Genomic DNA, 15,166 nt, shown 5'->3' on the forward strand with positions numbered 1-15,166 from the left:
GGACGGTGAGCTGGCCGTTAAACAGGGACGTTGTTGCGAGTACATCCCTGTAAGCTCTGCCTCGCCATCCCTGGCTCAGAAGGTCACAGTCCCGCCTGTGCCTGGAAAATAGGCGTATGTCTGCAAATCGCTCAAATATTTCAAGCTACTCCATTTTCACAGAATTACACCGACTCCCGCTCGAAGCGGCCGCAGGGCGTTGATGACAATCGCGTAGCGAGGCATGGATGCCGAAGCAGCGCCAGTCGAATCAGGGGCGAGTGTCGCCTAGCGACGAGCTCACGAGCGCGAGACAGGATGTTGAGCTGGATAAGAGTCACATGGATGTGACTCTGAGCGTCTGGCGCGATAGCGAATTGGCATCATAAGCACAAGGGGTTTTCCGCTGCGTCGCGGGTCGCTGGGGGTTTGGAAAGGGGGCGAGTCGATACAGCCCCCTTTCCTCGGGTGTGGGGCGGCGAGAGTTGCGTAACAACGTGCTTTCGAGCGAGAGCCAGGGATGGCGAACTGGCCCTTGTGCATGGATGCATTTGCTCCACGACTTTAGACCGCTGGCACAGCGGCTAGCATGGCTTTAAGCCAAAGCTCACCAATAAACTTGATCTCAGCTTCCAGCTAAACCGCAAGCCCATCACCTGCGGTGCGGATAGGCTGAAAGCCCGAATACCGTGAAGGACAGGACGTCCGAGAACGGCCTCTAACACAGGCTTTCCTAGCCAGGAGTCAACCAACTTCAAACATGACGCTAATACCAACCCTACTCCTGCAGCAGATCGCGACAGATCTGCACCAGATCCGACTGTACTGCCGCGGCAGTCACTTCCCTACCGGCACCTGGGCCGCGAATGATCAGCGGATTACCCTGGTAGAAGGCTGAGCGGATGACAAACACATTATCTCCCGGGGTCAGGTTAGCGTATGGATGCTGACGCTCGACCCACTGCAGAGAGACTTCGGCGTTAACCTGGCCATCTTGCTGCTCCAGTGACGCCACATAGCGCAGCACCTTGTTTTGCTCGGCCGCGGCGGCAAACTGCTGCGCGAGAGTGGCATCCAATTCGGGGATCCGCTGCAAAAACTCATCCAGCGGAATATCGGCCAGCGCCTCAGGCACCAGTGAGCTTAAGCGAATATCCTCAAGCTCCAGTTCCAGACCTATTTCACGAGCCAATATCAACAGCTTACGCTGCATGTCACGCCCGGAAAGATCGTCCCTGGGATCCGGCTCTGTGATCCCCAGCTCTTTGGCCTGCAACACCAGCTCGGAGAAAGGTTTGATGCCATCGAAATGCTCAAACAGCCAGCAGAGCGTGCCGGAAAAGATACCGCCGACAGCCTCTACCCTGTCGCCGCTGTTGTGCAAATCATTGAGCGCGTGCTGCACCGGCAGCCCGGCGCCGCAACTGGCGTTGTAACGCCAGAACAGTCGACGATTACCCAGTTGCTGTTTCAGCTCACGATAGAAAGGCAATGGCCCGGAGCCAGCCAACTTGTTGGCACTGACCATATGAATGCCACGGGCAAAAAACTCAGGATACTCTAGTGTCAGTCCAGCGCTGGCACTGATATCCAGCGCTACCAGTTCATCGGCTTGCAGCAACGCAAGCTGTTCGAACAGATGTTCATACTGCCAAGGGGTAGCTTCAGCTTCAAACCTTGCCTGCCAGTCATCCCCAAAGATCCCCTCATTGCAGATCCAGGCGCGGCTCGAACTCGCCAAGCCCAGGAGTTCAACACTGGCCTCCAGCTCACGTTTGAGGCCGTCGCGGGCTCGGCCAAACAACTCCACCCAGGCTTCGCCTATGTTACCCACACCCAGCAGAATAACGCCTATGCGTTTGCGGGGGCCGGCGCAGCGCCTGTGCACCTTCTGGGTCAGCAGGTTCACCTGCGATTTAGGTACCAGGGTGACCAGGCTGAGTTGGTCCTGGTACAGAGGCCGCGCTTCACGGCTCAGCAAACGGGCAAAGCTGCGACGATAACTGCCGGCGCCACTGCTTACCAGCGCCACCAGTCCATGCTCTCTGTCCTCGGTAATGCTTTGAATTTTGAGCTCGGATGTCTGCGCTTCCAGTAACTGCCAGACTTGGCGGGATAATTCGGGAGTATAGGCCAGCTCAAGTTTGTGTTGCCCCTGAGACCAGTAGGCCAGCGGAGTCAAACCCGCCTCATTGAGCGCATCAAGCGTCTGAGTCTGAGCCTGGGTGCCATTGAACTCCAGGCTCAAGAGTGACACCTGATTGAGATTGGTCACCACTGGGGCGCTTGCGGCATCACTCTTGGGGGCTATCAGGGTGAAGTCGGTATGCGAGGCGTAGCTCGAACGCACCGCCAGGCTGACCTCGGTATCAAACAGCGGCTGCAACGTACGGCAATGCAGTACCGGGGAGCCAAGCCGCGCCAGGCGGTCGGCCTCAGCCAGCGACATACTGCTCAGCAACCTGGCATCGGCAATCTTGTTGGGATCGGCATTGAACACCCCTTCGACATCTGTCCAGATAGTCACCCTGTCGATATCGGCCAGGCTGGCTATCAGGGTGGCACTGAAGTCGGAGCCGTTGCGACCAAGCAACAGAGTTTCGCCTTGGCTATTGGCGCAGATAAAGCCGGTGATCACCAGGCGCTCATCGGGATGCTCGGCCAGCAGCCGCTGCACCCTTTCACGGGACTCATCGAGGCGAATCCTGGGCACTGCGCCCTCATCGGCAATCAACAAACTGCGGGCATCCACATGGGAAGCGGCAACACCGGACTCCCGCAGCAGCGCCGCCATCAGTCTGGCCGACCAGCGTTCACCGAAACCCACCACCTGATTGCATTGGTATTCGCTGAGTTCAGGCAAAGACAATAAACTGGCCAGTTGCGCCTTATCTGTAGACAGACGCTCCCGCAGTTGACGTGCCTGTTCATTGCCCAGCAGCTGTTCAATCAGATTCTGCTGATAGCCGACAAGCTCCTGTAGCTCCTCCTGCCACAGAGCGCCCGACTCCTTCAGGTTCAACAGTTTATAGAGAAAATTAGTACTCTTGCCGGCGGCGGAAACCACTACAAGATCATCGGCATGACCATGGGTCAGCAAAATATGGGCGACCCGTCGGTAGCAATCGGCATCGGCGAGACTGGAACCGCCAAACTTATGTAGGTGACAACGTGCCATCTCAAGCTCCTTCAATTCAACAGTTTGCGGCTGCCGCCAATCCGGCGGCGATATCGTCTAGCAGATCCCGGCTATCTTCTATGCCCACAGACAAGCGAATAAGCGTGTCTTTAATACCGGCTTCGGCGCGAGCCTCACTCGTCATGGCTCTGTGGGTCATGGTGGCGGGCACGGCCACCAGGCTCTCAACCCCTCCCAGGCTCTCGGCCACGGAAAACAGCCTGAGCGCGCCGAGGAAGGCAACCACCTGCGTCTCATCGCCCTTGAGTTCAAAACTCAGCATAGCGCCAAAGCCACTCTGCTGCCTGGCGGCAATCTCATGACCAGGGTGACTCTTAAGCCCCGGATAATAAACTTTGTCTACCACCGGGCTCTGGCTCAGCAGCGCCACTATGCGCTCGGCATTGGCCTGATGCTCGCGGATCCTCAGCGCCAGAGTACGCAGGCCTCGCAGGGTCAAGTAGCTATCGAAGGCGCCACCGCTCAGCCCAAGCGTGTTGGACCACCAGTGCAGCTGCTCTGCCAGTTCGGGATCTTTGGCAATCACGGCGCCGCCCACCACATCGCTGTGGCCATTGATGTATTTAGTGGTCGAGTGCACCACTATGTCGGCCCCCAACAGTAAAGGCTGTTGCAGCGCCGGCGATAAAAAGGTGTTGTCGGCCACCACCAATGCGCCCTGCTGGTGGGCCGCCTCGGCAATGGCGGTGATATCCACAACCCGCAGCAGCGGATTAGATGGCGTCTCGAGCCACACCATGCGCGGCTTTTGCGCCAGGGCAGCGGCGAGTGCTTGCGGGTCGGTTTGATCCAAAACCTGCAAACGAAACTGGCCCTTGGCGGCCAGATGGGTGAACAGCCTATAGCTACCGCCATAACAGTCATGGGGCACCAACAAGAGGTCATCCGGCCCCAGCAGGTTGACCACCAGAGTAATGGCCGCCATGCCGGTCGCTGTGATTGCCGCACTGCAGCCCTGTTCCAGCTCCCCCAAGGCATCCCCCAGAATGGAGCGGGTAGGATTACCCGAGCGGCTATAATCAAAGGCTCTTGGCTGAGTGTGCCCCTCAAAGGCATAGTTGGTCGACAGATAGATGGGTGGCACCACGGCCCCGTGCTGGCTGTCTGATTCGATGCCCTGCCGGACCGCTGTGGTTGCTAATCGCCGCTCTGTCATAATCGACTCCTGAATGCTGAGGTTCGACACCATAAAGATGTCTGGACGTCTAAATCTAACCAATGACTATCCAGCCGTCAATAGGCATCAAGACGTTTGGACGTCCAAATGTATGGATTTCTGTTCATATTGCACAGATTTTGCAGGCAATCATTTGACTGTATCCTGTAAGGGTTTAAAATCTGCTGCGAATTAGTGAGATCACAGGTGAATCAATGACTGAATGGAATGGCGAATACATCAGCCCTTATGCCGAACACGGCAAGAAGAATGAGCAAGTGAAAAAAATCACTGTCTCTATTCCGTTGAAGGTACTGAAAGTATTGACCGATGAGCGCACCCGGCGCCAGGTAAACAACCTGCGGCACGCCACAAACAGCGAACTGTTGTGCGAAGCCTTCCTGCATGCCTATACCGGCCAGCCACTGCCCAATGATGAGGATTTGTCCAAAGACAAACCCGACAGCATCCCGGAAGAAGCCAAACGCATGATGGATGCCATGGGCATTGAATGGGAAGACATGGAATAAGTGTCTTATTCCTCTGAATTATCTTATTGTTGAACAAGGATCGCTGCGCGATCCTTTTCTTTTGGGAGCTTGCGAATGCTGTCATTGATAGATCCCGTCACCCTGTTGCTGGCATCCCTGATCATATTTACCGGCGCCCTGACCCAGTCGCTGATAGGCTTTGGCCTGGCCGTGGTAGCCACACCTTTGCTGTATATCGTCGATCCGGAACTGGTTCCCGTCCCTGTGATTGTGATGGGATTTTCTATCGCCCTGTTGACCTTGATACGCGAACGCGGCCACCTGGAATTCAACGGCTTGCAATATGCCTTGCTGGGACGACTCCCCGGCGGCCTGATTGGTGCCACCCTGTTGTTGCTGGCACCGCAACCGATTATGGGCTTGACCATAGCCCTGATTGTGGCCGTGGCCGTATTTCTCAGCTTCAGAAAATACAGCATTAAGATCAACCGCCTCAGCCTGTTTATTGCCGGGGTATTTTCCGGGATCTTCGATACCGTGGCGGCCATAGGTGGACCACCTATGGCTCTGCTGCTGGCGGGTAAGGATGCCAGTCAGTTCCGCGCAGCGCTGTCGGCCTTCTTCATCTTCAGCTCCTTGATAGCCTTGATCATTCTCGGCTGTTTTGGCCTCTTGACCCTAAAGCATCTGTGGCTATCGCTGTTGCTGCTGCCTGCGGTATTTATTGGTTTTCTGGTCGCTGGCCGTTTGGTGGGCCGGGTGGATAAAGAGAAGACCCGCAGCTTAACCTTGGCGCTATGCACCCTGAGCGCCCTGTTGCTGACTATCAAGTCAACCCTGGCGCTCATCAACGGTTAAATCGCTGTTAGAAGTGATAGCTGGTTTGCAGCACGCCACCTATGGCATCGTCACTGCCAAACATGCCGGTGAGATCCAGCCGGAAGCTGTTGCCTATGGCGAACCCTGTCCCGAGTGAATAAAGATCGGCGCTGTGATCATTAAGATCCTGGCGATAACCGAGCCGTAAAGCAACCCAGTCAGCAGGCCGGTATTCGCCACCTAAACGCCAATAGCGGCTGCCCTCAAGCTCGGCAAACTTATCGTTGTCGGTAAGATCCAAGTCGCTGCTGAGCGAAAAAGCCGCCCAGTCATAGGCCACCCCGGCGGTAACCATAGGTTTCACCTGATAGGTAAGCTGCACGCCGCCAGCCTCTATGCTGCTTAAGTCCCGCTCGATAAGATTACGTCCGCTGACACCGATAACCAAACCATCCAATGGCTGAAATGCCAGGCCGATATCCAGATTAAAGCCTGTGTCATCACTGCGATAATCATCATCATTGAAATCATCGGCATCGAAGTTGTTGGCGCTGACAGCATAATTAAAACTATCCAACCGTTGCAGCTTGGGGGTGACTCCCACTGTCACCGGCATATTGACGATAGATAGCGGATAGCTCACGGCAACTCCGAGCTCGGAAACCGCCCCGGCCACTACCCGCCCCTGGGAGGTCAAATCTTGGATTTCCGGCGGGTTATTGGGGTCCAGATTATCCAGGGCATCAATATCCGCAGCGGCGATTTCGGCAATCCCCAAGGCATCGAGATAACTCTTGAATACAAAGGCATAGCTAAAACCATCCGAAGGCATGACCAACGCCATATTGATACCGGCACTGACATAGGCGTTGTTGCCCTGCAGCGATTGCAAGTCACCACTGAGGCGCTTGCGGTAGTCATCGATAGCCGCTGTGTCGGCAGCATCTATGGCATTGACCAGAGCGTCATAGTTATCCTGCAAGGCATCAAACTTATCGATCATCTGATCTTTATCTGCGCCATCTGCGCCTATGGTGGGAATAAGTAAACTGAAGTCACTGCTGCGGCGCGAGGGCAAAGCCAGCAGCGCCGGATTGGAAAAGGCCGCCGCCTCACGATTACCGGCCGCCACGGCAACGCCGCCCATGGCATCGGCGCGGGCCTCATAAACATCCTGCCCTGCCAGCGCCAGCGTGCTGGCAAGCCCCGTGGTAAGCAGTGTCAAAAGACTCAGTTTCATCTCATCCCCCTCTTGCTTTTATCTGTAACCAGACGCAAGACGTTAGTTACATGGGTTAAAGATAGTCCAGATCTCAGTGGCACAATGGTATCAAGATACAAAAAAAGCCCGTATCAAATGATACGGGCTGAGGCAAAACAGGTTCAGAGGTGCTTGTTAACCAAGATAGCTCTGACCTGCATAGAGAATGAAGTGTCTAAGTGCCAGCACCCCGGTCAGGCTGCAGCAGGCTACCGCCAGCATGGCGTCCTTGGTGTGGCGGGTACTCGCCGGCAGCAACAACATGGAAAGCAGCGGGATACCAAAACCTATACCCACAACTCCAATCCAGAACACGCTGGCCCAGACGCCACTTGTCAATGATGCCAGCGCTGCCGCCGCTGCACCGCCCTTGAAATAGAGCGCGCAGAACAGCATGAACAGGAACAGGATTTCTGCCGCCATTACCGGCAGTTCCAAACCGTGCATCCGTCCCAGCTGTGGGCAGTGCTTGTCTGTCTTGAACAGCAGCAGCGCCACTACCGCGTTGGCGGCCGCACCGGCCGACAGACCGGACACCAGGAACAGCGCCGGTAATACGGCAGTGTTCAGCATGGGGTAGGCGTTCATGGCGGAGATCAGGAAGCCTGTGTAAGCACCCACGACAATCGCCAGCACAAACAGCAGTACTTCCATAGTCTTGCGAAGGCCAGTCAGTGATTCTGCAATCCCTTTAAGAAAGCCCAGACCCCAGCTACCGAGATCATCTTTCAGCACGACCAGCGCATAGGCAAAGGTCAGCGGAATATAGGCCAGCAGCGCCAACACCCCGATGGACATCACAGATGTCAGGTTGTAGTTGATCAGGATCAGCCAGAAGTGGAACGGCTTGGTCAGGTCAAACACCAGACACAGCATCCCCAAACAGATAGCCACTGGCGCTATCAAGGCTGCCGCCTTGAGAATACCGCTGTCACCCTCTGTCTTGTTTTGCACCCAACGCAGCCCGATCCCAATCAGCAGACTACCCGCCGACAACCCAGCCAAGAAGAGGTAAACCGCTATGACCCAGTTCCAGGTTACAGGGTCGTATTGTGTCATATCGCCCCAAGTATTGTTCATGATTGGATCCCCCCTCTCTTGACAGGAATACGGTAGATTCTGGGTTTAGTACCCAGATGGGTCTTGTCCTGATAAGTCACGCGGGTGTTGAGCAGAGTCGCCACCTCGCTGCCGGCCTCGTTGGCATCACCAAACACCAGGGCATCGGTAGGACATACGGTCACACAGGCGGGTTGTTCGCCGCGAGCCAGACGTGTGTCCTTACAGAAGTTGCACTTGTCGGCCACCTTGGTCTCCGGGTTCATAAAGCGTACTTTGTAGGGGCAAGCTGCCACACAGTACATACAGCCGACACATTTCTCTGCCTTGATGGAAATAATGCCGTCCTCGCCCACATAAGCCGCCCCGGTAGGACAGACCTTGACGCAAGGGGCATCTTCACACTGCTGACAGGACACCCTGTGATACTTGAAGTGCAGATGCGGCGCATCACCGAATGGGCCTTCTACCCGTACCTGCAGGCGGGTTACGCTCTCAGGTACACCGTTTTCGCTGCGGCAGGCGACGTTACAGGCCTGACAGCCGATGCACTTATTCTCGTCGTGCACCATCACATATCTTTTAGTCATCTTCGCCTCCCCTTATGCCTTTTCCAGCTTCACACCTGTGGTGTGTACGTTCATACCGCACACAGGTGCAGTCACGTTGGGCAGCAGGTTGCCGCAGTGCACGCCCTTACCGGTCGCCCGTGCCAGCTCCTTGTTCTTGGAACCAAAGCCCATATAGGCGAACACAGTGTCGGGACGTATGCCCTTGGTCACCAGCGCATGACCCTCTTCACTGCCGACACTGGAAGTGAGACGAATGGCGTCCCCATTCTCAATGCCATGCTTGGCGGCAGTGTCAGGGTGGATCCAGACGGCGTTATCGGACATCAGGTTAGCCAGCATAGGCACATTGTGGGTCGCACCATTGGTATGCACTGCCACCTTACCCTGGATAAAGTAGAGCTCGTCCGGCTGTTTCAGGGTCACTTCACGATAGGCGATAGTGCCACGGCCAGGCGCCATGTCTTCTACCTTGGCGGAGGTCAGTTCAATCTTGCCGCTGGGGGTCTTGAACTTGAGCGCGCTACCATAAGTACCATCTTCATCCATGCCCCTGGCGTTGGGGTAGGCGGCGACAAAGTCGGCCACCATCTTGGGTTCACGCAGCATCAGCGGCTTGCCGTAGCTGACAAAGCCCTTGTCCTTGATGTGCTGCAACAGCTGGGCGTCTTTATTCACCTGCAGGAATTGCAGGGTTTCCATGTTTTCCCAGGGATAGTACTGCTCCAGGCCCATCTCTATGCCCAGTTCACGGAAGATTTGCCAGGAAGGCTTGGCATCGCCAATCACATCTACCACTTGCTGACGCAGGTAGTAGGCCGGGTTCTTGCCGGATTTGTCGGCGACCTCTTCATCCCGCTCCAGGTAAGTACACTCGGGCAGTATGATGTCGGCCCAGGCGGCGGTTTCACTGATGTAAACATCACAGGAAACCACAAACTCCAACTTCTTCAGACTTTCAACCACCTTGGCACGGTCGGTCATGGTCTGCATAGGGTTGGTACGGCTCATAACCCAGGCCCGCAGTTGGTAAGGCTTGGCTTCCAGAGTTGCATCTATGATTGACTGATAGATACCACCACCGGACCAGGCCATAGCAAACTGCTCATCCATCTGGTCGATGCGTTTGGCTTGCGGCTTGGGCAGTTTAACGCCTGGCTTACCCAGCTCAGGAGCCACAAGCTCACCGGCAAACTTGTTGTAGCCACCGGCCTTCTTGCCCATGTAGAGGCCACCCTTACGCTCCAGGTTGCCGATCAGCACGTTGGCGGCATACAGCGCCCGGCGCATATCGAACTCTTCCGGAGTGAAGGTAGATCTGTGGCCAAAGTCGACCACGGCATGAGGCGCTGCAGCAGCGTACTCGTGAGCAATACGGCGGATGTCGGCGGCAGGTACGTCGGAAATTTTCTCAGCCCACTCAGGGGTATAAGCCTTGACCTCGGCGGCAAAGGCCTCAAAACCCACAACATAGCGCTCGATAAAGGCCTTGTCATAGAGGTTGTCGGCAATCAGCACATGGCACAGCGCCAGGGCCACGGCCACATCCGAGCCGGGACGAATGGCATACCACTCATCGGCCTTATCGGCCACCACAGAGAACCTGGGTTCAAACACCACCAACTTGGCGCCTTTGTCAGCCTGGGCCTTCATCATTCCCCGGGTTTCGGACATATTGATCCCCTCATAGAGGTTATGACCGAAGTTGATGATGTACTTGGAGTTGGAGAGATCCCGCTTCACCTTGGTACCGAACATCGCCTTGGCGGCAACCACATAACCGCCCGGGCAAGTGGTGTTATGGGTAAAGGAGTTGGGGCTGCCGTAAGCCTGACCCAAATAGAACAGGTGTCCGGACAGCGAACCTGACTTGGAGGAAAATGCCACGGCTTCAGGACCATGGTCGGCCTTGATTTGATTCAGCTTGGTGGCGATGGTTTGATAGGCTTCCTGCCAGCTGATTTCGGCCCACTTGCCTTCGCCGCGCTCACCGACGCGCTTGAGTGGTTTGACAATCCTTTGTGGATCGTACAATAAACTGAGGCCGGCGCCGCCACGGGCACAGACCTTACCGCCGAATGATTTGGCTTCTTTGTTGCCAGAAATAAAGACGTTTTTGCCGTCGATTATCCGCGCCGAAATCGGGCAACGGGTCGAACACATCTCACACATACTGGCAACTTCAGTGGCACTGCCGGTCAGAGGGCTGCGCCCCAAAGCCGCCAGCGAACCGGGCAGAACTCCGGCCAGGGCACAGGTTGCCCCTCCGGCTCCAGCCCCTTTCAGAAAGGTGCGCCTATCAAGCTCTATCATGGTTTACCTCCATCCTCTCCCCTCGGGGAAAGGTCGCTCACACAGGTTATTGTTTGAATGGGATTCCGCTTGACTACAGCGGCTTAAGCTCATTGTTTACCCATTAAATTCCTGTGGGTATTGTGGTAAACCACATAGGGGGAGTGAGTGTGATCCAGCCCCCGCAAAGATGCCGGAAAGGACATGAAAGTGTGAGGGTAATCCAGCCTCTAGCCGTTAATAAAAAGCCATCACAAGCACCAAACTGATTAACAAAAACCACTTTAGAGATAACAAATACTCACAATTGTTAAGCCGATCACGCTCATAAAATCAGCCAAAACAACAGTGATGATTTCTGTTCAAAAAATAAAAACACAATAAAATTAAATGATTAAAAACAAAAACATCATCTCAATTAGATTTATTTCAATGATATTTTTATCAATTAGATTATTTTTATGAAAGTGATCCAGTTCAAAGCTGACGCACCTCAGGATTGCTAAATTGACAACCGCAAGGACACATAAAATAACAGCCCATTAACGGAGCGGGCGGTCACCCAGAGGAATAGATGATGAACACCAGCAGCAAACTCGGCCTTCTGCTTTTAGCCTGCGCATTGGCCACAGGCGCCACCGCAGCCGACGGCGGCAACCCCAAGAAAGGCAAACACCTGTACAAGAAAGTCTGTAAAGAGTGTCACAGCAAAGCAGGCATAGGCGGCGAACTGACTCCCATGAGCAAGACCATGAGCCAATGGGACAGATTCTTCGCCAGAGACAAACACAAAGCCAAACCCGAGGCGTTTCAGCCTTTAACTGAGCAGGAACTCAAGGATATTCAACAGTTCCTGTACGACCATGCCGCCGACTCGGATCAACCCCAGACCTGCGGTTGATCCGAGCGCATAGGCGCCAATCACTTAACTAAATTTACAGCTTGCAAGCAAAGTCATGGGGTTACCCCAGGGCCGCTTGCTGCCTGAAAACGACCGGCAAGGCCGGTCAGGAGAATCTACTATGCGTACTCTTATCGCTCTGGCGGTGGCCCAGGCACTGGGTTTGGCTCTGCTGGGCAGCCCCCAGCTTCAGGCCGGGGAACTGGATGACAGCACCAAGATCCGCGAGCTTAAACAGCAACTGCAGGAGATCACCGAAGAGCTGGATATACTCAACAGCCGGGTGGACAAGACAGAGCGGCACACGGCGCTCGATCGACTGGAGATCAGCGGCGACTTTCGTACCCGAGCCCACTCGCTGCACTATGGCAATGTCACCTGGCATCCGGCGATCAAGATGGACTTCAACGACTTCGGCGCCAAAGCCATGGCCGGCGAACTGGGCAACCCCATGGATCCCTCCTCGCCCCTTGGCAAGATGATGGCTGCCAACCCTGAGCTGGCCAACGCCTTTGCCCAGGGGCAACTGCAGGGCGTTATGCCCTATGTGCTGGCGCCTTATCGCAGTGGCGACATAGACAATGACATCTTCTACACCACTCGGCTACGGCTCGATCTCAAGGCTAAGGTGTGGGACAACGTCAGCTTTGCCGGACGCCTGACCATGTTCAAGGACTGGGGCGATTCCACCGGTGTGCAGGTGTTTGATTCCTGGCGCTCTTTCACCATGGACGGCACCAACTCAGGCAACCCCAGCGGCGACTGGCTGCGGGTCGAGCGCGCCTACTTTGACTGGAAAAACATCGGCGGCAGCGAGTTTTATCTGTCTGTCGGCCGTCGTCCCTCCACCTATGGCCCACCGAGCCACTACCGGGAAAATGAAAAACGTGGCGGCACCCCTTCCGGACACCTGGTCAACTTCAACTTTGACGGTGCCACTCTGGGCTACAAGCTTGGAGAGCTCACCGGGATAGAAGGCCAGGTGGTGCGTTTCTGTTACGGTCAGGGCTTTGAGTCCCAATGGGGCAATGGCGAGCTTTATGGCGATACCGTCAGCAAGGACACCCATCTGGGCGGTTTCAACATTGATGTGATCAACGACGGTAACCACTTCCTGCAGCTGACCCTGTTTGCCGCGCGGGATATCAACGACGGCTTCAAGGGCACCATGGCCTTCCCCAACGAGTTGGCCGGCATTTTCGCCCCCACTCTATACAGCGATCTGCAGAAATTCGACAACTTCAACTTTGTTACCCGGGTGCAACCCAGCGGGGTCATAGGCGACATGTATCTGGGCGGCCTGGGCTATGCCTATGAGTCCGATGACGATCTCAAGCTGTTTGCCTCCTTTGGCTGGACCCGCGCTGAGAGCAACGGCAACGCCGGCATGTTCGGCGGCATGTTGACCGACGCCGTGTTTCAAGCAGAACTCAACAGCAGTGGCGATGAACTGCTGCTGGTGCCATCCAGCGCTGAGTCCGATGCCTCCCACGATGGTTACGGCATCTATATCGGCATGCAGATCCCGGCGCCTTACGGCAAGTTCGGTCTAGAGTACAACTATGGATCCAAGTACTGGACGCCCTTCACTCAGGCCCAGGACGACCCGGTCGGCAGCAAGCTGGCCACCCGCGGCCATGTGGCCGAGGCCTACTACATCTTCGATATCAACCCCAAGATGTTTATCAAGCTGGCGGGGCTCTACTACGACTATGAATACACTGGCTCGGGCACGCCCGTGGGTGCACCTGTGAAGGTGGATGATGTACTGGACGGCAGCGCCTATTCGCTATTGCCCGTGGTGGATACGGCGCTGGATATCAACGCCTCACTGACAGTGAATTTCTAGGGAGGAACACAGATGAAAACATTTTATCTGCCATTTATAGCCACGGCACTCTGGCTCGGCCTCCTGAGCCAGGCCCAGGCCAGCAGCCCCCACAAAGAGGTACTCAAGGGCCCCTTCAACACAGGCTCGGAAGTCACCCAGGCCTGTCTTGAGTGCCATGAAAAGGATGCCGATGACTTTATGCTGTCATCCCACTGGACCTGGGAGCTGGAGCAGGAACTGCCCGGACGTACAGTCAAACGGGGCAAGAAAAACTCCATCAACAACTTCTGTGTTTCCATTGCCGGTAACGAACCGCGCTGTACCGGCTGCCATGCCGGTTACGGCTGGAAAGACAACAGCTTTGACTTCAAGGACAAGACCAAGGTGGACTGCCTGGTGTGCCATGACACCACGGGTACTTATGTGAAAGATCCCGTTGCAGCCGGTGAGGTATTCAAGACAGTAGATTTGCTGCGGGTCGCCCAGAATGTCGGCAAGCCGGTGCGGGATAACTGCGGCAGCTGCCACTTCTATGGTGGCGGCGGAGATGCGGTCAAACATGGCGACCTCGACTCTTCCATGGCCTACCCGGACAAGGCCACGGATGTGCATATGGACAGCGACGGCAATGACTTCCAGTGTCAGGACTGCCACACCACCCAGAAGCATATGATCAGCGGTAACGCCATGGGTGTGTCCCCCGGCGGTGAAGATCATATCGGCTGTGACAATTGCCACGACAGTGCACCACACGGCAACAAACAGCTGAACAAGCACGCGGCGACCGTGGCCTGTCAGACCTGCCACATTCCCTTCTTTGCCCGCCATGAGCCCACCAAGCTGCACTGGGACTGGTCAACTGCCGGTGAAGACAGGGAAGAGAGCCTGGATCAATATGGTCGTCACAGCTACGCCAAGAAAAAGGGCAGCTTCGTTTGGGGCAAGATGGTCAAGCCCAGCTACGCCTGGTACAACGGCCGCGCCGATGCCTATATGGCCGGTGACAAGATGGATCCCGAGCAGGTCACCCGTCTGACCTTCCCCCTGGGTGACATTCAGGATCCCAAGGCGAAGATCTACCCCTTCAAGGTACACACAGGCAAGCAGGTGTACGATAAGGTCAACAAGGTGCTGCTCAATCCCAAGACCTATGGCAAGGGCGGTTTCTGGTCTGAGTTTGACTGGGATAAGGCGATTCGCTTAGGGATGGCCGCCAGCGAGCCCATGCAGGCCAAGGGCATCAGCTACAGCGGCCAGTACGGCTTCGCCAAAACCGAAATGTGGTGGCGTATCAACCACATGGTCTCGCCCAAGAGTGAAGCGCTCAAGTGCGCCGACTGCCACAACGGCGGTGACCGCCTCGACTGGCAGGCGCTGGGCTATGAGGGCGACCCCATGAAACACAAAGGCGGCGCTCGCCACGCCCGCTGATCCGATTCAGGCAAGCCCTGAAGACCGGCTCCCGCATCTCCCTGCCTCCCGGGAGCCGGTCACTCTCATCTGGTACTCTTTCATCTGGTACCCTCCAAACGAGATGCCACTTATCCCCAAAAAAGACATTTAGACCCAGAATCGGGCCAAAGTGTCCAAGCGGCACTACACTGAATTA

At 55.7% G+C, this 15,166-nt stretch carries 11 protein-coding genes; 5 read left to right on the forward strand and 6 right to left on the reverse strand.

From position 1 onward, the window contains the following. Positions 1–757 precede the first annotated feature (757 nt). On the reverse strand, positions 758–3,157 hold the full coding sequence (locus AYI96_RS14445) for a bifunctional aspartate kinase/homoserine dehydrogenase II (protein ID WP_039033536.1): 2,400 nt from the start codon (positions 3,155–3,157) through the stop codon (positions 758–760). 16 nt (positions 3,158–3,173) lie between these two features. Further along, positions 3,174–4,334 carry a cystathionine gamma-synthase gene (gene metB / locus AYI96_RS14450; protein WP_039033537.1) on the reverse strand — a complete coding sequence of 387 codons (1,161 nt, stop codon included), beginning with the start codon at positions 4,332–4,334 and terminating at the stop codon, positions 3,174–3,176. A 215-nt stretch (positions 4,335–4,549) separates the two neighbouring features. On the opposite strand from metB, the gene metJ reads away from it, so the two are divergent. Beyond that, a complete protein-coding gene (gene metJ / locus AYI96_RS14455; RefSeq protein WP_039033538.1) occupies positions 4,550–4,864 on the forward strand; it encodes a met regulon transcriptional regulator MetJ in 315 nt (104 codons plus the stop codon). Positions 4,865–4,939: 75 nt separating this feature from the next. Next, the gene (locus tag AYI96_RS14460; RefSeq protein WP_144361837.1) at positions 4,940–5,683 is read left to right on the forward strand and encodes a sulfite exporter TauE/SafE family protein; all 744 of its coding nucleotides are present in this window, start codon (positions 4,940–4,942) and stop codon (positions 5,681–5,683) included. Positions 5,684–5,690: 7 nt separating this feature from the next. Here the strand turns inward: AYI96_RS14460 and traF are convergent, their stop codons facing one another. From traF to phsA, 4 genes are all read right to left on the reverse strand, one after another. Next, the gene (gene traF, locus AYI96_RS14465) at positions 5,691–6,884 is read right to left on the reverse strand and encodes a conjugal transfer protein TraF (protein ID WP_039033540.1); all 1,194 of its coding nucleotides are present in this window, start codon (positions 6,882–6,884) and stop codon (positions 5,691–5,693) included. A 156-nt stretch (positions 6,885–7,040) separates the two neighbouring features. Continuing rightward, on the reverse strand, positions 7,041–7,985 hold the full coding sequence (nrfD, locus tag AYI96_RS14470) for an NrfD/PsrC family molybdoenzyme membrane anchor subunit (protein ID WP_144361838.1): 945 nt from the start codon (positions 7,983–7,985) through the stop codon (positions 7,041–7,043). Beyond that, positions 7,982–8,554: a 4Fe-4S dicluster domain-containing protein gene (locus AYI96_RS14475; RefSeq protein ID WP_039033542.1), complete on the reverse strand. Its 573-nt coding sequence runs from the start codon at positions 8,552–8,554 to the stop codon at positions 7,982–7,984. Before AYI96_RS14475 ends, nrfD begins: the two co-directional genes overlap by 4 nt. Before the next feature lie 12 nt (positions 8,555–8,566). Then, the gene (gene phsA / locus AYI96_RS14480) at positions 8,567–10,846 is read right to left on the reverse strand and encodes a thiosulfate reductase PhsA (protein WP_144361839.1); all 2,280 of its coding nucleotides are present in this window, start codon (positions 10,844–10,846) and stop codon (positions 8,567–8,569) included. A 553-nt stretch (positions 10,847–11,399) separates the two neighbouring features. Here phsA and AYI96_RS14485 point away from each other — a divergent pair. The 3 genes from AYI96_RS14485 to AYI96_RS14495 all read left to right on the forward strand — a co-directional run bounded on the left by AYI96_RS14485 (position 11,400) and on the right by AYI96_RS14495 (position 14,988). Next, positions 11,400–11,726 (forward strand): c-type cytochrome, encoded by a 327-nt coding sequence (locus AYI96_RS14485; RefSeq protein ID WP_025010197.1) that lies wholly within the window; start codon positions 11,400–11,402, stop codon positions 11,724–11,726. Positions 11,727–11,847: 121 nt separating this feature from the next. Then, complete coding sequence (locus tag AYI96_RS14490) at positions 11,848–13,575, forward strand: DUF3373 domain-containing protein (RefSeq protein WP_144361840.1); 1,728 nt, start codon at positions 11,848–11,850, stop codon at positions 13,573–13,575. Between the two features lie 12 nt (positions 13,576–13,587). Further along, positions 13,588–14,988 carry a tetrathionate reductase family octaheme c-type cytochrome gene (locus AYI96_RS14495; protein WP_039033545.1) on the forward strand — a complete coding sequence of 467 codons (1,401 nt, stop codon included), beginning with the start codon at positions 13,588–13,590 and terminating at the stop codon, positions 14,986–14,988. Positions 14,989–15,166 lie beyond the last annotated feature (178 nt).

It is taken from the genome of Shewanella sp. MSW (assembly GCF_007636515.1).
Classification (GTDB): domain Bacteria; phylum Pseudomonadota; class Gammaproteobacteria; order Enterobacterales; family Shewanellaceae; genus Shewanella; species Shewanella indica.

Excerpts from the sequence above, each read along its gene's own strand:
- AYI96_RS14475 (WP_039033542.1), bottom strand. The coding sequence starts at position 8,554 with ATGACTAAAAGATATGTGATGGTGCACGACGAGAATAAGTGCATCGGC.
- AYI96_RS14485 (WP_025010197.1), top strand. The coding sequence starts at position 11,400 with ATGATGAACACCAGCAGCAAACTCGGCCTTCTGCTTTTAGCCTGCGCA.
- nrfD (WP_144361838.1), bottom strand. The coding sequence starts at position 7,985 with ATGAACAATACTTGGGGCGATATGACACAATACGACCCTGTAACCTGG.
- AYI96_RS14495 (WP_039033545.1), top strand. The coding sequence starts at position 13,588 with ATGAAAACATTTTATCTGCCATTTATAGCCACGGCACTCTGGCTCGGC.
- traF (WP_039033540.1), bottom strand. The coding sequence starts at position 6,884 with ATGAAACTGAGTCTTTTGACACTGCTTACCACGGGGCTTGCCAGCACG.
- AYI96_RS14460 (WP_144361837.1), top strand. The coding sequence starts at position 4,940 with ATGCTGTCATTGATAGATCCCGTCACCCTGTTGCTGGCATCCCTGATC.
- phsA (WP_144361839.1), bottom strand. The coding sequence starts at position 10,846 with ATGATAGAGCTTGATAGGCGCACCTTTCTGAAAGGGGCTGGAGCCGGA.
- metJ (WP_039033538.1), top strand. The coding sequence starts at position 4,550 with ATGACTGAATGGAATGGCGAATACATCAGCCCTTATGCCGAACACGGC.
- AYI96_RS14490 (WP_144361840.1), top strand. The coding sequence starts at position 11,848 with ATGCGTACTCTTATCGCTCTGGCGGTGGCCCAGGCACTGGGTTTGGCT.
- metB (WP_039033537.1), bottom strand. The coding sequence starts at position 4,334 with ATGACAGAGCGGCGATTAGCAACCACAGCGGTCCGGCAGGGCATCGAA.
- AYI96_RS14445 (WP_039033536.1), bottom strand. The coding sequence starts at position 3,157 with ATGGCACGTTGTCACCTACATAAGTTTGGCGGTTCCAGTCTCGCCGAT.